The organism is Arcicella sp. LKC2W (assembly GCF_034931005.1).
GTDB lineage: Bacteria > Bacteroidota > Bacteroidia > Cytophagales > Spirosomataceae > Arcicella.
Window position 1 is genome coordinate 60,592 of sequence record NZ_JAYGIN010000010.1, and the last position, 19,405, is coordinate 79,996.

General features: G+C 35.0%; 16 protein-coding genes. 12 read left to right on the plus strand and 4 right to left on the minus strand.

Annotated elements, in window-relative coordinates; translation table 11 throughout:
• The first annotated feature begins 155 nt into the window (after window positions 1-155).
• The 9 genes from VB796_RS09230 (at window position 156) to tpiA (ending at window position 11,120) form a co-directional block, all read left to right on the plus strand.
• On the plus strand, window positions 156-2,966 hold the full coding sequence (locus VB796_RS09230) for a TonB-dependent receptor (protein WP_323346240.1): 2,811 nt from the start codon (window positions 156-158) through the stop codon (window positions 2,964-2,966).
• Between the two features lie 109 nt (window positions 2,967-3,075).
• Window positions 3,076-3,909: a hypothetical protein gene (locus VB796_RS09235; protein WP_323346241.1), complete on the plus strand. Its 834-nt coding sequence runs from the start codon at window positions 3,076-3,078 to the stop codon at window positions 3,907-3,909.
• A gap of 116 nt (window positions 3,910-4,025) precedes the next feature.
• Window positions 4,026-5,003 (plus strand): GSCFA domain-containing protein, encoded by a 978-nt coding sequence (locus VB796_RS09240; protein WP_323346242.1) that lies wholly within the window; start codon window positions 4,026-4,028, stop codon window positions 5,001-5,003.
• Window positions 5,004-5,168: 165 nt separating this feature from the next.
• Window positions 5,169-5,828 carry an ABC transporter ATP-binding protein gene (locus tag VB796_RS09245; protein WP_323346243.1) on the plus strand — a complete coding sequence of 220 codons (660 nt, stop codon included), beginning with the start codon at window positions 5,169-5,171 and terminating at the stop codon, window positions 5,826-5,828.
• 85 nt (window positions 5,829-5,913) lie between these two features.
• The gene (locus tag VB796_RS09250) at window positions 5,914-6,945 is read left to right on the plus strand and encodes a hypothetical protein (protein WP_323346244.1); all 1,032 of its coding nucleotides are present in this window, start codon (window positions 5,914-5,916) and stop codon (window positions 6,943-6,945) included.
• Between the two features lie 155 nt (window positions 6,946-7,100).
• Window positions 7,101-7,913 carry an enoyl-ACP reductase FabI gene (locus VB796_RS09255; protein ID WP_323346245.1) on the plus strand — a complete coding sequence of 271 codons (813 nt, stop codon included), beginning with the start codon at window positions 7,101-7,103 and terminating at the stop codon, window positions 7,911-7,913.
• A 319-nt stretch (window positions 7,914-8,232) separates the two neighbouring features.
• Complete coding sequence (locus VB796_RS09260) at window positions 8,233-8,556, plus strand: hypothetical protein (RefSeq protein WP_323346246.1); 324 nt, start codon at window positions 8,233-8,235, stop codon at window positions 8,554-8,556.
• A gap of 84 nt (window positions 8,557-8,640) precedes the next feature.
• On the plus strand, window positions 8,641-10,056 hold the full coding sequence (locus VB796_RS09265; RefSeq protein ID WP_323346247.1) for a tetratricopeptide repeat protein: 1,416 nt from the start codon (window positions 8,641-8,643) through the stop codon (window positions 10,054-10,056).
• A gap of 302 nt (window positions 10,057-10,358) precedes the next feature.
• The gene (gene tpiA, locus VB796_RS09270; protein ID WP_323346248.1) at window positions 10,359-11,120 is read left to right on the plus strand and encodes a triose-phosphate isomerase; all 762 of its coding nucleotides are present in this window, start codon (window positions 10,359-10,361) and stop codon (window positions 11,118-11,120) included.
• Window positions 11,121-11,207: 87 nt separating this feature from the next.
• On the opposite strand, the gene VB796_RS09275 is transcribed toward tpiA, so the two are convergent.
• Entirely contained in the window at window positions 11,208-11,690 is a 483-nt protein-coding gene (locus tag VB796_RS09275) for a Fur family transcriptional regulator (RefSeq protein ID WP_109743416.1), read from the minus strand.
• Between the two features lie 309 nt (window positions 11,691-11,999).
• Between VB796_RS09275 and VB796_RS09280 the strand changes: the two genes are divergently transcribed.
• Entirely contained in the window at window positions 12,000-12,365 is a 366-nt protein-coding gene (locus tag VB796_RS09280; RefSeq protein ID WP_323346249.1) for a glyoxalase, read from the plus strand.
• A gap of 74 nt (window positions 12,366-12,439) precedes the next feature.
• Here VB796_RS09280 and VB796_RS09285 read toward each other — a convergent pair whose 3' ends face one another.
• From VB796_RS09285 to VB796_RS09295, 3 genes are all read right to left on the minus strand, one after another.
• Window positions 12,440-14,698: a bifunctional (p)ppGpp synthetase/guanosine-3',5'-bis(diphosphate) 3'-pyrophosphohydrolase gene (locus tag VB796_RS09285; protein ID WP_323346250.1), complete on the minus strand. Its 2,259-nt coding sequence runs from the start codon at window positions 14,696-14,698 to the stop codon at window positions 12,440-12,442.
• 184 nt (window positions 14,699-14,882) lie between these two features.
• Complete coding sequence (locus tag VB796_RS09290; RefSeq protein ID WP_323346251.1) at window positions 14,883-15,974, minus strand: DUF6089 family protein; 1,092 nt, start codon at window positions 15,972-15,974, stop codon at window positions 14,883-14,885.
• 79 nt (window positions 15,975-16,053) lie between these two features.
• Window positions 16,054-16,602, minus strand: coding sequence for a YfiT family bacillithiol transferase (locus VB796_RS09295; protein WP_323346252.1), 549 nt, complete (start codon window positions 16,600-16,602; stop codon window positions 16,054-16,056).
• Window positions 16,603-17,603: 1,001 nt separating this feature from the next.
• Between VB796_RS09295 and VB796_RS09300 the strand changes: the two genes are divergently transcribed.
• Both VB796_RS09300 and VB796_RS09305 read left to right on the plus strand, forming a co-directional pair.
• On the plus strand, window positions 17,604-18,329 hold the full coding sequence (locus VB796_RS09300) for a DUF4377 domain-containing protein (protein ID WP_323346253.1): 726 nt from the start codon (window positions 17,604-17,606) through the stop codon (window positions 18,327-18,329).
• 185 nt (window positions 18,330-18,514) lie between these two features.
• On the plus strand, window positions 18,515-19,285 hold the full coding sequence (locus VB796_RS09305) for a glucose 1-dehydrogenase (RefSeq protein WP_323346254.1): 771 nt from the start codon (window positions 18,515-18,517) through the stop codon (window positions 19,283-19,285).
• The last annotated feature ends 120 nt before the right edge of the window (window positions 19,286-19,405 follow it).

Below are 19,405 nucleotides of genomic sequence, written 5' to 3' on the forward strand. Positions count from 1 at the left end.
TTTTAACAAATTTTAACGTTACGTCTCCACAATATTTACCCAAAATTCGGTGTATTATTAATAGAAAACCTTTCACCAGTTCAGTATTACACAAGCAAATGGCAATTTCTTGATAAGATTGCCCTAACTTTGTATTCTTTTTAAAAAATAAGTAAATGAAAAAACTTTTTCTATTAACCACCTTTCTTATATGCTCATTGCAGGGGTTCTCGCAGGTGACAACCTCAACGGGGATAACTATTAAAGATGAATTTTATAATAATCGACAGTTGGTTGAAATTTTAGGGGATTTAGAAGCTAAAACAGGAGCTAAATTCAAATACGAACCAAGCATTCTTAAAGGAGTTTATGCAAGTTATTGGTTTGATAATATGTCATTGGAAATAGGAATGAAGGGGCTTTTAAAAGGCTCAGGTTTGAAATTCTATGTGGATGATAATCAAATCGTAAACATTATTCCAAAATCTCAGAAAGTTTACGTAAAAAGTAGCTATAATAGCGGAACTTACTATGGTGGAAATGCCAGTGATGTACCCGTTATTACTGCACCGACTGTGCCAAATACGCCATCAACAGGTGTGGTAGCAGTTCCAACAGAACGTCCCAAAATTGCGATTGTTAATAATAAACAAGTTGTAAAATCGCCAACGAAATTCAACTTTACCTTCACGGGTCGTATTATTGATACTCGTTCATCAGAGCCTTTACCTTTCGTAAATATTTCAATCAAAAGTAATAAATCGGGTACACAGGGTAACGTGGACGGATATTTTACTTTATTGAAAGTTCCGAGTGATACCACAACTTTAGTTTTGAGCTATATTGGCTACATCACAACTACTATCAAACTTGTTCCCGATGCACCCATTAATGGCGTAACGATTGAAATGGAACCTGATAATTCAGAATTAGACGAAGTAGTTGTTAAAGGTGAAAAAACAGAAGTGCTAAAAGCTGCCGAAACAATCGGTATGTTTAAAATGACTCCTCGAAATATCGCTAAATTGCCAAATATCGGTGAAAAAGATATTTTCCGTTCATTCCAATTAATGCCAGGTATTAGTGCTGCCAATCAATCATCTTCTGGTTTGTATGTACGTGGTGGTACGCCTGACCAAAATTTGGTACTTTATGATGGATTCACGGTTTATTACGTTGACCACCTTTACGGTTTCTTCTCAGCTTTCAACTCAAATCCAATCAAAGATGTTCAGCTTTACAAAGGTGGCTTTGATGCTAAATTTGGGGGACGTATTTCTTCCGTAGTAGAAATCACGAGTAAAGACGGTAACAAACGTGAAAGAAATTTTGGTGGAGACATCACCTTAATGAGTGCCAATATTTGGGCAGAAGGACCAGTGAATAAAGATAAAAGATTAACATTCTCGGTGGCAGGCAGACGCTCATGGGCAGGACCTCTTTACAATAAAATCTTTGACACTTTCAATAATTCAACGGCACAAACAGGAGGAATTGGATTCCGTCGTCAAACAACTAATTCTCAAACTGCCAGTTCATATTTCTATGATTTGAACGGAAAACTAACTTTCAAACCTTCTGAAAACGAAAATATTTCATTGAGTTTTTATAATGGTGATGACGTTTTGGATAATTCTCAAAGCATCACTTCGCCATTTGGAGGAACGGGTGGTTTTAGTAATACCGACCTTTCTAAATGGGGAAATACAGGGTCAAGTTTGAAATGGTCAAAACGTTGGAGTGATAAACTTTACACCAACGCACTCGTAAGTTACTCAAACTTCTTCAGCAACAGAGATAACACAAATTCATCAACTTTTACAACTGCAACGGAAACTCGTACTGTGAAATTTGGAGCGTTGGAATCAAATAATTTGACTGATTTCTCAGCAAAATTTGACGTAGAATATAAAACATCGTCTAACAATAACGTTCTTTTTGGTATTCAAGCTAACAAATTAGCCATTGATTATTCTTACAGCCAAAACGATACACTTGAAATTATTGGTAAAAGAGACAGAGGAAATCTTATTTCTGCATATTTACAAGATGAATTAAAGTTGGGGCAATTAGCATTGAAAGGCGGTTTGAGAATGTCATATTTTAGCCCAACTGCTAAGACCTATTTTGAACCACGTTTATCAGCATCGTATGCCGTTAATGACCGCTTGAAGTTTAAAGGAGCTTGGGGTATTTATAATCAATTTGCTAAACAAGTTGAGCGTGAAGACATCACCAACGGTAGCCGTAACTTCTGGGTGTTAGCCAATAATTCATACTTACCTGTTACTTCGTCAACACATTATATTTTCGGATTTAGTTACGAATTGAATGACTATCTTTTTGACGTAGAAGGTTATTACAAAGACATTCAAAACGATACTCGCTATACACTTCGCTTTGCTCCACAAATTGGTCGTGGGTTATTAGCAAGCGAAAGTTTCTTTAATGGTACAGGAAAAGTAAAAGGTATTGACTTTTTGGTTCAGAAGAAATTTGGAGATTATACAGGTTGGGTAGGTTATACTTTGGCTCAGTCGGATAAAGTAATAACGCAATTTTCGGCAGACCCATTTCCTTCCAATTTTGATGTAAGACACGAATTTAAGTCTGTCAATATTTATAAATTAGGTCGTTGGGATTTAGGAGCTACATGGATTTTTGCAACAGGCAAGCCATATACTTCAATTGTGGGTGGTTATACCGTGAAACTATTAGATGGTACTGTTAAAGATTTCACTGACCCGTCAACAACCAACGGTAACCGCTTACCTGATTCGCACCGTTTAGATGTATCAGCTACTTATAATTATTCACATGGTACCATCGGACTTTCAATCTATAATCTGTATGCTCGTACAAATGTGTGGTATAAAAAATACCAAACTGTTACCGATGCTACAACCAACGAACGTTACTTATCAATCACGGATGTAAACTATCTTGGATTTACACCAAATATTACGTTTACGTATAAATTTAGATAGTTTATCAGTTAAATAAGTCTGAATTTATTATCTCTGATGTGTACTCAGCAAGCAATAATAAATAATTGAAATACGAAAGATGAAATCAAATTCAAAATATATAAAATTCATGGCATCAACGCTACTTTTTGCGTTGGCTTTGGGTGTTTTAACTGCTTGTGAAGAAGTTTCGACTTCCATTCCAGGCGGAGCAAAAGCAATTGTTGAAGCATATTTAATTCCAAATAAACCGATTACTTTAAAAGTAAAGAAGGAAATTGCTTACAGCGAAGACTTGGCAAATAAAGAAACTTTTATAGCAGGTTTATCCATCAAAGTTACAGGAACAGATGGTTCTTCTTATGCTTTGAAACCATTTCAAGATACGCTTTATGTATCTGACAGTAATGTCAAATTGAAAGTTGGCGTAACTTACAGTCTATCATTTGATTATAACGGAAAAACGGTTTCAGCAAGCACTATAATCCCTACAAAACCAACAGGGGTTGCTTCTGACATAAAATCAATCGTGAGAACTCGCCAAGTAATTACATCAACTGGTGGTTTTGGAAGAGATTTGGACGAAAATGTGGACATTAATTTATCTTGGACAAACCCAAATAATGAGTATCATTTTGTGGTTGCCGATAACCTTGAATCTAAATTGGACTTAGTGGTTACTTTGCCAACTTCAAGCTCAACAACGGTTACAGATTTCAATCGTCGTTTTAGAAGTCAGCCCGTACAAGGAACTGCGACACGTTTGCGTTCTCAACAATTTGAGTATTTTGGAAAATACAACATCGTCGTTTTGAAGGTAAATCCAGACTATGCAGCTCTCTATAATACTTCAGGAACGACCTCTCAAAATATCAGTACACCGCCAACTACTATTACCAACGGACTTGGTATTTTTACAGGTGTAAATGCTGATACTTTAGCGTTTTTAGTAAAAGAAAGATAAAAAACAGCAATACGGAAAGGGATAAAAGGAAGTAACGTTTCTTTTATCCCTTTTTTTGTTTTTGGACATAATCAAATATACTTGGAAGTAGTAGCTAAGTAATTACAAAAAATATAATGCAAAATTTCAGAACAACCTTTCCGATTCCAGTATCTAAACATCATATTTCGCTTGATTCTCAAATTCTAACATTGGGTTCTTGCTTTGCGGATGTCGTTGGTAACCAATTGAGAGAAAACAAATTAGATACATTAGTAAATCCATTTGGGACACTTTTCAATCCTCTTTCCATTTTCAAAATTTTATCGCCATCTTACCGAGAAGCAGATGAAAGATTATTTGTGGAAAATCAAAAATTATGGTTTAATTATGATTTCCATTCTCAATTTGTAAGTAATTCAAAGGAGAATTTACAAGAGCAAATCAATCAAACCATTTATGCAATCAACTCCCTCCTACCGACTACCAATCACTTGGTTATCACCTTCGGAACGGCATTTATCTACAAACTACTAAATCCACAAACTTATATTTCCAATTGTCATAAAATGCCCAATAATTTGTTTGAAAAAAACTTATTGAGTGTAAAAGATATTTGTAAATCCTTTGCCATTTTATACAAAGAACTGAAAGACGCAAATCCAGATTTAAAGATTATTCTAACGGTTTCGCCCGTGAGACATACCAAAGATGGTGTGCCTGAGAATCAGGTATCAAAGTCCATTTTAATCGCTGCTTGTCATTATTTAACTACTGATTATGAAGACATTACGTATTTTCCATCTTATGAAATAATGATGGATGATTTACGTGATTATCGTTTCTATAAAGCAGATTTAATTCATCCAAACGAAGTAGCAGAGCAATACATTTTTGAAAAATTTGCCGAAACTTATTTTGATGATGATTTAAAATCTTTCATGACCGAATGGCAACAAATTCGTCGTGCCATCAATCACCGTCCTTTCAACGAAAAGTCAGAAAGTCATCAGAAGTTCTTGAAGAATTTATTAGAAGACTTAATCAAAATGTCAAAAAAGGTAAGCGTAAGTGAAGAAATCTACGAAGTACAAACTGCCTTGTCTGTATTCTAAAACCTTGTCCATTATCGAACGAAACTGTATCAAAAACGAACAGTTCTACCTCCTACAATTCCTTTCAAATATTTAACAATCAACCGATTAACTTCTTGGCACAATCTTTACAATCATTGAAGTATAATGTTACTTCAATGATTGTGATTAAATATTTTCTAAACAATGCTACAACTCAAAAATATTTTCCGTTGGTACAACTCAGGAGCAAATCGTGCATTTGTCTTGCGTGATATAAGTCTCGAAATTCAAAAAGGTGAATTCATTTCTATCATGGGCCCGTCGGGTTCGGGCAAATCTACTCTTTTGCACGTGATGGGCATGATGGACGACCCTAACGAAGGCGAATATCTTTTTTTTGGCAATAGTGTACTCAATATCAAGGAAAAGCAAAGAGCCGAACTTTATAAAAAACACATAGGTTTTGTTTTTCAGGCATACCATTTAATTGATGAATTGACGGTTTATGAAAACATCGAAACACCATTACTATATCATGGCTTTGGTTCGTCAGAACGAAAAGCAATGGTGGCTGATGTCTTAGACCGTTTCAATATTGTGGGCAAAAAAGACCTTTTTCCTAATCAGCTTTCGGGTGGGCAACAGCAATTGGTAGGTATTGCTCGTGCCGTTATTACCAAACCAGATTTGATTTTGGCAGATGAACCAACAGGAAACCTTAATTCTAAACAAGGCGAAGAAATCATGGCATTGTTTCAAGCCCTAAACAAAGAAGGCGTAACGATTATACAAGTAACACATTCAGAAAAAAATGCTACTTACGGAAGCAGAATTGTGAACTTATTAGATGGGCGATTAGCTTAATTCGATAAACAATGCAACAATTTCCTCAATAATGGCATCTATTAAAAATAGAATCCAGATTTATCCATTTAAACCCTTCAACAATATGAAAACGCTTAATATAATACTCGCAATTCTACTGACAACCTGTGTGGTAATAGCCCAAAAAGATGGTGATAAACCTTACATGACTAAGACCTTTTCGGCAAATGCTATCAAAAATTTAAAAATGACTACTTCAGGCGGAAGCCTAACTGTAACGGGAACAAACGAATCCGAAGCTAAAATCGAAGTGTATGTTCGTGGGAATAATTGGAAAGAAGAAATCAGTAAAGAAGAACTTGAAGAACGTTTACAAAACTACGAATTGACGATTTCACAAAATGGTAATACGCTCATTGCTTTTTCAAAAAATAAAACCAATAATTGGGGCAAAAAATCACTAAGTATTGCTTTTAAAGCTTTTGTTCCAACAAAAATAACGACAGATTTAAGTACCAGTGGAGGAAGTATTAGTGTGAAAGAAATTGCTGGAAATGCCGTTGGAAAAACATCAGGAGGTAGTATTTCAGTAACAAATTGTAAGAATAAAATAGACCTAAAAACCTCTGGAGGAAGTATTTCTGCCACAAATTGTACGGGAGATATTGACCTTATTACTTCTGGCGGTAGTATTTCTGCTACTGATTTAGATGGGATAATCGACCTAAAAACTTCTGGTGGAAGTATTTCTTTAGATAATTTAAAAGGCAAAACCAGTGCTATCACCTCAGGCGGAAGTATCAAAGCAACCGAATTAAGAGGGGAATCTATCGTGAAAACATCAGGTGGCTCCATCGTTTTGAGTGAAATTCGTGGAACTTTAGATGCCGCTACCAGTGCAGGAAGTATTGATGCAGAAATTTTAGAATTAGGAACATCATTAAATTTGAGCGTTTCATCAGGAAGTATGAACGTAAAAATGCCCATGAATAAAGGTGCGACCTTAGATTGGGCTGCTAACAAAATAAATGTTAGTCCTTTGAATCATTTTCAGGGAAATACCGAGAAAAACTACATCAAAGGAACACTCAATGGTGGTGGCATTCCTATAAACTTGAAAGTAAGTTCAGGAAACCTCACTGTGAAGTCTTTATAATTACTTTAGTTTTGGTTAAGTATTAGTCGCTCGTTGATTTTCAGCAAGCGACTTTTTTGTTTTTTCTTGTAAAATCTATGTACTTTTGTAACAAAAAAGAATAATTTGGGAGATATTTAAAATCCCGAATTAGAAATTAAAAATCCCAAATCAAAATGTCATACGGTCTTTTAAAAGGAAAAAGAGGTATTATCTCAGGAGCATTAGATGCTAACTCAATCGCTTGGAAAGTAGCTCAACGTGCCAAAGAAGAAGGAGCTATTATTACGCTCACTAACGCACCATTAGCCATGCGTATGGGCGAAATCAATAAATTAGCAGAAGAATGTGAAGCAAAAATTATTCCTGCTGATGCAACTTCCGTAGAAGATTTAGAGAAACTTTATGAAGGCTCAATGGAGGCTCTTGGTGGGAAAATCGACTTTGTTTTACATTCAATCGGTATGAGTACCAATATCCGTAAAAACCGTCCTTATGGTGATTTGAACTACGAATGGTTTTTAAAATCATTAGACGTGTCAGCTCTTTCATTCCATAAAATGTTGCAAGTTGCTGACAAAATGGACGCAATCAATGATAACGGTTCAGTTGTAGCATTATCATATATTGCCGCTCAACGTTCATTCCCTGATTATACCGATATGGCACAGGCAAAAGCAATGTTAGAATCTATTGCTCGCTCTTATGGTTATGTATATGGCAAGAAAAACGGAACAAGAGTAAACACCGTTTCTCAGTCGCCTACCAAAACATCTGCTGGTACTGGTATTTCTGGATTTAATGCTTTTTATGAATATGCAGAACAAATGTCTCCATTAGGAAACGCTTCTGCTGAAGAGTGTGCAGACTATGTAATCACATTATTCTCTGATTTAACGAAGAAAGTAACCATGCAAAACCTTTTCCATGACGGAGGTTTCAGCGGTGTAGGAATTTCAGAAGAAATTGTTAATAAAATGGGGCAATAAGTATTTGATTATCAATACAAATGCCAAATACAAAAGGGAAGATTTCATCAATGGAATCTTCCCTTTTTATATATTAAGTTGCTTAAACCAAACAAACTGATATTTTTGCAATTAAATTCTGCATTTATCCATCATTATTTTGTGCAACGAAGCCTCAAGCTTTAGGTAATAAATACTAATTTTTACGCCTACAAATGATTCAAACCTTTTTTTTATAAAACTTTGGAACATTTTTTGCTTATAAAAGGTACAATAACTACTTTCGTAACAAAACAAGTATCTGTTATTCAAGTATTTAATCGCTAATAATCATAATATAATGAAACCCGTCCCTAAAAAAAACTCTTTTTTTACTGACTTACCCGTTCGTAAAAATACACACCACAATGCTCTTTTTTCACTATCTTCGCTATTTTTAGCAGTATTTCTTTTTTTTTCTTTGAGTTTTTTCTCGGAAGTTAAAGCCACCAATTTATCGGTAGTTCAAAAACCAACTCCGACAAAAACTAAGGCAAAAACTGCCAAAAAAGGAAAAGCAAAAACCAAAGGACGTAAGTCTAATCTTATCCGAAAAGATACGCTTAGCGATATAGACCCTGCTAATACAAGCTCACCTTTATATCAAAAAACAAATAACAAATAATACAACTCCTATCATAGAGTTGAAGATTTTGTGTAAAATCAATTATACTTTTTCAAATTAAATTATTCCTTATTAACCCAAATCATGAGAAAATTACTCCTTACCCTTCTTTTAGGAATGTTTGTGTGGGCATCAGGCTTCGCTCAAGCTACGGCAGACTTCAACACAGCCCTCAAATACATTAAAGCTGGCAACACCTTACGTGAAGTAAAACAGTACGACCAAGCCGAAGAATACCTCAATAAAGCACTTAACGTTGTAAGAAATAAAGACAAATATTGGGAAGCAGCAGCTTATGAAAACTTAGGTTTTTTATATCGTGACCAAGAAAATATCCTTGAAGCATCTCGTAATTTCAGCAAAGCCATTGACATTTATCGTTCGCTTAAAATGGCAATGAGTGAAAAAGCTCTTATGCAATTAATGGCAGGTTTGAAAGATACTGAAGAACTTTTTGCTGGTATCGACATTGGCTCAAAAGGCGTTAAATTAAGTATCATTGGCGTTTCAGTTTCTCCTAAAAAAGGCTTGACTTATAACTTGAGAAAAAGTATGTCAATCAATACTGAACCAAGTGCTTTGTCTGCCGCTTCAATCAAAGAAACTGCCGCAGCCGTTAGAGATTTGATTGACACAGCAACCGTAAAAAATTCAGTAGTTTCTGACCGCCTTTTTGTGGTTATGAGTAGCGGATTGAAACAAGCAACTGACAAAGCTCCAGGTAAAGAAGCAGAATTAGTAGCGGCTATCAGAGATGCCGTTAAAAATCCAAGTCTAAAAGTTGACGTAGTTTCATTTGAAGATGAAGCAAAATACGGTGCATTGGCAATGATTGTTCCTGAATTACACTTATCATCTTCAATCATGGATATTGGCGGTGGTAACGTAAAAGGTGGATATTTGTTAAACCGTTCAAAATTTGAAGCAGTTAACTTTCCTTACGGAACAAAAGCTTTCGGTAAAATTGTAAAAACGAAATACCCAGATGCTGACATCAAAGGATATATTGCAGGTGTTGATAACGAAATCGTAGCTGTTCGTGAAGAAATGGCAATCGAAATGAATCGTCGTGTAGGTTTGAAAAACCGTAAAAATGTATATTTATTAGGAGGTATCGCCTTTGTGATGAACACATTATTACACCCAGAACGTGCTGCAATTATTGGTCGTCCAGTAGAAGTTTCGTTGGATGATGTAAAAAAATTCCGTCAGATGTCTGTATCAAATTACGAAGAATTGATTAACCCTGACTTTGGAAAAATCGCTGACCCAATCGTAAAACAAATTGCAGAAGAAGATGTAAAATTGATTACTACCAAATTATATAATAATCAAGACATCATTGCGGGAGCTACCATTTTAGAAACAGTAATGAAAGAATACGCTCGTGACGGTGTTCAAAAGCGTTTTTACTTCATCAAAGGTGGTGACGTAGCGTGGATTTCAGGCTATATTTTCAAAATTATCTCAGACGATTACGCAGTGAAAAAAGAATTATAATTTCGATGTTTGTAAGTTGATGCTCGATACATTTTAATAGATTTTCAAATATATCGGGTAATTTCACAAAATATAATGAATTGGTTATTGGTATTTTACCCTTTTCTAATTACCAATAACTAATCACCAAATAATCAAAAGCCTTGTAGAAATCTTTTCTGCAAGGCTTTTAAATTAAGCGGTTATCTGAATATCTAACATCGAAATCCGAACTTCAAACCTACTCAAAACCGAAAATTTCAAGATAGATTCGGAATTAAAGATTGTCGTTTATAATTTTGTATAAATAAAACCAAAAAATAATGAGAAAGAAAATTGTTGCAGGAAACTGGAAAATGAATAAATCAATGGAAGAAGCCTTGATTTTAGCTTCTGAAGTGGTTCACATGGTTAAGGACGAAGTTAATTCTGATGTTCAAGTAATTATTGCACCTCCTGCTTTGTATTTGACAACTTTACAAAAACATACTGAAGCGGTTGCCAACATGGGAATTGCAGCCCAAAACTGTTCAAACAAGGCTTCTGGTGCTTATACAGGTGAAATTTCAGCTTCAATGTTGAAATCAATCGGAGCAACTCACGTTATTTTGGGACACTCTGAGCGTCGTCAATATTTCAACGAAAGCAATGAAGTTTTAGCTGAAAAAGTAAATATCGTTTTGGAAAATGATTTGACTCCTATTTTCTGTTGTGGTGAAACATTGGAACAACGTCAGGCTGAAGGTTTCTTTGAGTTTGTAGCTTCTCAATTGACAGATAGTCTTTTCCATCTTTCTGCTGAAGAATTTGGCAAGGTAGTTATTGCTTATGAACCAATCTGGGCAATCGGTACAGGTTTGACTGCTTCTTCACAACAAGCACAAGATATGCACGCATTTTTGAGAGGTCATTTAGCTACAAAGTACGGTCAAGAAGTGGCAGACAATACTTCTATTTTATACGGTGGAAGTTGTAATGAGAAAAATGCACAAGAACTTTTTGCTTGTCCAGACGTTGATGGTGGACTTATCGGTGGAGCTTCATTGAAATCTCGTGAATTTACAAACATCGCAAAATCATTCTAATTTAGTAACACAGACTTTAGTCTGTAAATAATAATTCAAAAAAAAGAACTGTAATGATTGCCATTACAGTTCTTTTTTTTGAATTATCTAAGCAACTTCCCGTTGTTCTGCCAACATTGCTTTTTTATGTTCGCAGTCCGTTTTGGTACATGAACCATAAAAAATTAAGGAATGGTGCATCACATTAAATTGGAGCATTTCCCCTACCATATTCTGAATTCCTTGTACACGAGGGTCGCAAAATTCTGTAACATGATGACAATCAGTACAAATTAAGTGGTCATGTTGACGACGACCATACGATTTTTCATACTGAGCCTGATTACGTCCAAATTGATGTTTCGTTACCAAGTCACACTCAACCAATACATCCAACGTATTATACACTGTTGCACGTGAGACTTGATATTTCTTATTTTTCATTGAAATATATAATTCTTCAACATCAAAGTGGTCATCACGTGAATATATTTCCTCCAAAATAGCAAAGCGTTCGGGGGTTTTACGAAGTCCTTTATTCTCAAGATACGCCGTAAATATTTTTTTAACAGAATCTGAATTTGATTGCATTCTTTGTGGTAATGTTAGCCCGACTCACTATTAATTTGGACTAATTCTATTATGTATTACAAATTAAATCAATTTTTGATAGATAGAGAAATTATTTACTTGAAATACAACAATCAATTTTATTTTAGAGTTCTTTCATTTTAACTTCAAGAAAATGATTAGAAAACTACTGCATAATTTCTACTGATTCAAAATACCTTCTTGTAGTCCTCTATCTTGAGTTTTCAAACTAAATTTAAGCTAAAATATGAGTTAGAAAGATGCTACTTTTTCAATAAATTTACGAGTAAAATCCAAAATAACAACAAAATGGAACATAAAGCAGTATCAATCAGACCATTTATTGGAGCAAAAAATTTTGAAATTTCATGCAACTTCTACCGTGATTTAGGTTTTGAAGAAGTGATTTTAGGGAATAATATGTCCTATTTCAAAACGGAGACTTTGGGCTTTTATTTACAAGATGCTTACGTGAAAGATTGGATTGACAATTCTATGATTTTCATGGAAGTTGACGACGTAAGCCGTTATTGGAATGAACTTTCAGCTTTAGATTTAAGCAGTAAATATGAGGGAGTTCGTCTTGCTCCAATTATCAATTATGACTGGGGTAGAGAATGTTTTTTACACGACCCTGCGGGGGTTTTATGGCACTTTGGAGAGTTTTATAAATAGACGATGTTCGTTTTTCGGAACTTGATGTCAGACAATTACCCAACATCAAATATCGAAAAACGAACATCAAACCACTATTCTTCTCTTTCCACTTCAATTACGCCTTCTACTTGTTCAAGCAAGTTTACAAGAGTTTCTAAATGACTTGTATCACTTACCATCAAAGCTATTTTACCCTCAAAAATTCCTTCTTTTACGCCAATAGAGAGGTTTTGAATATTTACCTTTAGTTCTTGTGAAATAACTCTTGTTACATCGCTCATGAGTCCCATACGGTCAGTCCCACGAATCACTAAATGTGCCACAAACGACATTTGTATTTGACTCGTCCAGAAAGCTTTAATAACCCTATCTCCATGACGAGACAATAATTCAGTAGCATTTGGACAAGCCGTTCGGTGAATTTTAATACCTTCATTAATCGTAACGAAACCAAAAACACCATCACCTGCAATTGGATTACAACATTTTGCTAAGGTATAATCTACCTTATCCATGTCTTCTCCAATCAAAATTCCGTCAGCATTTTTCTTATCTCCGTGCAGTTTTTTCAGTTCTTTCGTAATACTCTTGGTATCCGTCAAAGGTTCTTTTATTGCCTTTGCTTCTTGCTTACGTTCGTGTGCTTCACGGTCTGACTTCCAACGCTTTAACTCATCTAATTGCAAATATCCCTTTCCAAAACGATAAAATAAATCATTAGAATCTTTGGCGTTGAAATAGGCTCGTAATTGATTTGTAACCTCCAAAGTAAGTGGAGAAATCCCCAAAACTTTGAGTCGGTGTTCAACCATATCACGCCCCATAATGACGTGCGATTTGTTGGCTTCTTTGATATAATCTTTAATGCGTGACTTGGCTTTGGTGGTTACCACAAACTGTAACCAATCTTCCGACGGTTTTTGTTTTGGCGAAGTCATACATTCAATAATATCACCCGTTTTGAGTTTATGGCTCAAAGGAACTAAACGGTTATTTACCTTTGCTCCAATACACCTTGCTCCTACTTCGGTATGAATTTCAAAGGCAAAGTCTAAAGCGGTTGCTCCGTCTTTCAGAACCACTAATTTACCTTTTGGCGTATAAACAAAAACCTCTTCGTTGTATAAACTACTGCGAATATCATCTACCAAGTCAACGGCTGATTGAGTTTTATCCGAATTATCTAAAGCTTCTCTAATTTGGCTCAACCACGACTCGAAAGCAGTATTAGTTCGGGTATCATTACCTTTGTATTTCCAGTGAGCGGCAAAACCTTTCTCTGCAATTTCGTCCATTCTTGTACTCCGAATCTGAACTTCAACCCATCGCCCACGCTTACCCGACCCCATAACGGTGGTATGCAAAGACTCATAACCGTTTGATTTTGGGTTAGAAATCCAGTCTTTCAATCGGTCAGGATTGGGTTTATAATGGTCTGTTACCATCGAATAAACTGCCCAACAAGCAGCTTTTTCTTGCTCCGTCGGTACATTCAAAATTACTCTAACCGCAAAAAGGTCGTATATTTCCTCAAAAGGCGTATTGTTCTTTTTGAGTTTATTATAAATCGAATAAATGGATTTAGGGCGACCTTTTACAATGTGTTTAAAACCCATTTCATTCAAATCTTTCTCAATTGGACGGATAAAGTTTTGAATGAAAGTTTCTCTTGATGTTTTGGTTTCTTTTAATTTTCGGGCAATGTCTTTGTATGCTTCTGGTTCGGTATATTTCAAACACAAATCTTCTAACTCTGATTTGATAGCGTGCAAACCTAAACGGTGAGCTAATGGAGCATACAAATAGAAGGTTTCAGAAGCAATTTTGAGTTGTTTATCACGTGCCATACTCCCCAATGTTCGCATATTGTGAAGACGGTCGGCAAGTTTAATCAAAATCACACGAATATCATCCGAAAGCGTCAAGAGCATTTTACGAAAATTCTCCGCTTGTTGTGAGCTTCCGTAATCAAAAACACCTGAAATTTTGGTAAGTCCATCAATGATTTTGGCAACATTTTTCCCAAAAAGTCCTTCAATTTCACTCAATTCTATTTCAGTATCTTCTACTACATCATGCAATAAGGCACACATAATGGAAGTAGCACCCAAACCAATTTCCTCCACACAAATTTGAGCGACGGCAATGGGATGATAAATGTAAGGTTCGCCAGATTTTCGCCTCATTTCTTTATGGGCATCTGCTGACATCAAAAAGGCTTTCTTTATTAATTTGGCATCATCATCTTGAAGATATGGACGAGCGGTATGAAGTAATTTTCTGTACCGTTTGAGGATTTCCTTTCTTTCCTGTTCTAAATCAATTGCTACGACTTCCACGGTTTTTGACATTGCATATTATAAATGGTGATTAAACTAAATTAATAGAAACCAAGCACAATGACAAATTAGAATTGAGTTTTTTAGATGAAAGAAACGCACAAAAAAATGAATGATTTTAGAAACCTTTAACAAAACGCTTATAATCAAGTGCTTAATTAAATAGACTCCTAAAATCATTCATTTGGCAAATTTCCTATTTAATAACAGGACATTTTATACTTGGAGCAATATGATAAATAATCTTAAAACTCGTTAGTACGTACATATCATTTAGTTTAGAAGAACTATTTCTTACCCCTCCAATTGTTCCATCTAATTCAGGAAAAGTATTCGCTGGCGTTAAATTTGGGTCAATATAAGCAGGATTAACCCTTGTTCCATAATAATTACGGATAAATGCTTCACGATTTTTACCTGAATAGGCTGCAATTAATTCATTTTCACGGTGTCCCATTGCTGCTGATAAACTACTCACTGCTGATAAATCTGAAGATTTGGCAAAATATCCACCCACATCATCAAGGTAGTCTGAAAAAGTATATCTCACACCAACCTCAAAGCCTACATCAACATTTCTATTGATTTTATATCTAAGTCCTGCTCCAAACGGAATACTTACGTTTACCAAATTGTAAGGTTGGTCGGTATAACCCGTCAATCCCTGTCCTTCTGTATTGAGCGGCTGTAAACTTACCCATTCTCCTGGAAATGCTTCTGTACCTGCATAATCTGTTGGTGCTTTAGCCACAGGGTTATGATGAAAAACCGCTATTCCTGCAAAGAAATAAGGAATTAACTGCGGACGATTACGATAACTACGTGACTCTGCAATAACATTATAGATGCCCGAAAAGGATAATTCTTTCACATCATTTCTGAAATGAGCATTACGCATATACAATTGTTCAAGTCCTGCAATGCCTTCAAATTTATTATCATCGCCAAAAATTCTTGCCCAAGTCAAACCTAATCGACCACTAAAATGTGGATTAAAATGGCGAGTATAGCCAAATGCTACATTCCACCTAACACTCTGGAGAGTTGATTGTATCGGACGGTTATAAGGGGCAAGGTCACCGTAATAAGTTGATGTACCGATACCAAACGAAATATCCGAATGGCGTTCATACAAACTCTTGCGTTTTGTTCCGTCGCTATTGAATAATTTCGAGAAAAACGATTGAGAAAAACAAGGATTGTAGAACAAGTAAAATATCATAAAGAACAACGGCAACAAACGCCGTTTTTTCTCTTGGTTTAGTTTATAATTGATAGATTTTTTCATTACTATTTTTATGGGTTCTTTTTTATAACGTATTCTGGTTAGGTTTTATGTTTTTGAATGAGTAATCGGCAAAAATATTTTAGATTCCCATTCGTTTACGCAACTCTGTAATGTGAGCAGTATGGTGTTTTCCATGCCACGAATACATTCCTGTTACAGTACGCAAAGCATTCAAATGCTTGGTTTCAGGGTGCATAAATTGGTGTTCAAATTGTGCATCAGTCATTGATTTCAACAACATTACCCAACGCTTGTGCATCACCTCCAACATTGTCAATGACCATTCGATGGGTGCATTTTTACCATCTTCCAGTTCAGCCCAAAGATGTTCTTCATAAGGTTTTATAGTCGGGGTGTTTTCGGTCAAAGCCAATTTAAAACGAATGAAAGCATTGGCATGAGAATCTGCTACGTGATTAATAGTCTGACGAACCGTCCACCCATCTGGACGATAAGGCAATAATAACTGTTCCTCTGTCAAACCTTCAACCGCTTTGCTCAACAATGCTGGCAGAGCTTCAATATCAGCAATCCATTGTTGTAATGTTTCATTGGTGATAATTTCTGGTTTTTTGAATGTCCCGATTGGGTAGCGTAATTGCTCTAAATTTGGTTCTTGAATGCTCATAATCTTTCTATTTAATTGTTATAAATGCTATAAAATTTTCTTTTTTAATTCTTAATTTAATACAATTTTAAACTTGAGAAAAATGCTTGTTATATTTCTAAGATTTCTTGAGTAAATATGCTCATAAATGACCCTATGATTATTTTCATAAATCATTAAGCGTTTTAATAAGTTAAAATCAACTTTTCTACACAGTTATACTTTTTATTAAAATATTACTACAAACTACACTCTGTTTTAGAATGTTTTTAAGAAAAAATTGCACCTTCAAAAAATTTAACAAAAAAACATTTGGACTTACCATTTTATGTATTATTATCGAAGTATCATTTTTCATCAAGACACTAAAATATTGTAAACTTCAGGAGATTCTCGACGGCTACGCAACATCTCATAGGTATAAGTTCTTAGTGAAATTAACACTTCTGAATTAATATTGAAATGTTATTTTGAAAAATGACGACACAACTTCATCAACAAATTATACCAAATTCAAGCAATGGTCTTCAAACCATTCTTTTTTATTCTTAACATTCATTAGTCTGAAAAGACTATCAAAATATTTAATTTTTTGAGATTGTTTTTGGATATTTCCATAAATCCTTTCTTCATTGGAGAAAGGATTTTTTCGTTTAAACAAATCTCCATTCGTGAAGCTAATCAAAAAAATAGCCATAAAGTGAAAAAAATAGTTAAGAAAGTTATATTTTATTCATGAAATAAAATTATCTTTGTAACATAATTATGAACAATATAAGAATACTCATATTCTAAGATTCAATAATTATTCCAAAAACAATCTTGATTTTTATTATAAACGAATATTTTTTTGAATTTCTAAGTGTATTTACAACTCCTCTCATAATAACTATTTAACCATGATTAAGAAACCTCAACCACAAGTTGAGGTTTTCTTTTTATTCTGTACAATCAACAAAAGGCATCATTTTTGCTCGTTTTATGGGGTCACTAAGTAAGTTTTAAAAACCCATAAAAATTGTATGAAAGTCAAACTATTAATTTGTTTGAGTGCTATCTTCTTGTGCTTTACCCCAACGAAATCTCCTAAATTAAAAATCAAATCTCCGTATCGAAAGCTATTTGTAGGTGCTAAAACCGTCGATTGTACAGGCGATGGAAAAGGCAAATGTATGATGGTGAAGAACTCGCCTGAGAAAAGTTGGGAATATTTCTATGACCAAATAGAGGGCTTCAAACACGAACAAGGCTATGAATATCAATTACTTATTGAAATCGTGGATGTTCCAGAAGGTCTGACTGATGGTTCGTTTGTAAAGTATGTTTTGAAAAAAGTAATTAGTAAAAGAGCGATGGAGTCTAACCATATAGCCAGTAGTATTGCTCCTGTTACACCCACTCCGCCAGCTAATAAAAGCCGAGCCACAGAGTGGATTTTGACAGATTTTATTTTTAAAAATAACGGACTGGAAGCTAAAGGTTTTGAAGCAACTTTAACAATGGATTTTGCCCAAAAGAAAGTGTTCGGACAAGGTCCCTGCAATCGTTATTTTGGCACATTAAGAGACTTGGATAAAAATCGGGTACGTTTTGAAAACATTGGTAGTACAAAGTCTGCTTGTAATTTGACTGATAAAGAAAAAGCGTTTTTCGATTTGTTACCTCTTTCGCAGAATTTTGTAATTGAAGGCAATAGAATGTTTGTTTATCATGGCACTGAATTAATCTTAGCCTTTAAAAGAAGATAAGAAATAACATTCTCAGAACAAGAATATCTTTTTTTTTGATTAAACTTACTCTAAAATTAATCAAACTAAGTAAAGATTTGAATTTAGGGGTTGGCATTAGTGTTGAAACGCTGTATTAATCAGGTCATTGAAACATAGCCAAACATCAACTAATTCTTAACGAATACTTATTAAACATTTTAAACATGGGAAGATTCACAGGGAAAGTTGCCTTAGTTACTGGTAGTGGAAGAGGTATTGGTAGGGCCATCGCCGTTAGACTTGCACAAGAAGGTGCAAGTGTTGTAATTAATGATTTAAGAAATGATGATAACGCCACAGAAACGGTTAGACAGGTAGAAGCAACAGGAGCAAAAGCTCATTTTATACAAGCGGATATTTCTCATGTCGATGCAGTTACAGCAATGGTTGCCGAAGCTGTTGCGACTTTCGGGACTTTAGATATTTTAGTTAATAATGCAGGTGTTGAAATCAACGCTCCGTTCTGGGAAGTAACTGAAAAACAATATGATATTGTGATGGATGTCAATTTGAAAGGAATGTTTTTCTTGACGCAAGCATTTGTAAAGTACGTAAAGGAAAATAATCGTGCTGGTGTGGTTGTTAATAATAGTTCGGTTCACGAAGAATTGCCTTTCCCAAATTTTACGGCTTATTGTGCCAGTAAAGGCGGTATGCAAATGGTAATGAGAAATTTGGCGGTAGAATTGGCTCCATTGGGAATCAGAATCAATAACGTAGCTCCAGGGGCCATTAAAACTCCTATAAATGCTGACCTTTTAAGTAAACCAGAATTATTGGCTACTCTTCAAAATAATATTTCATTGGCTCGTTTGGGCGAACCCGAAGATGTTGCAGCGGTTATAGCATTTTTAGCGTCTGATGATGCAAAATATGTAACTGGCTCAACGTATTACGTAGATGGAGGCTTGACTTTCCATTATAAGGAACAGTAGAGTCTTTAAGAGTTTATGAGTTAAGGGTTTGTGAGTTAAGGGTTTATGAGTTAAGAGTCTATGAGTTAAGGGTTTATGAGTCTATGAGTTAAGGGTTTATGAGTTAAGAGAACACGAAAT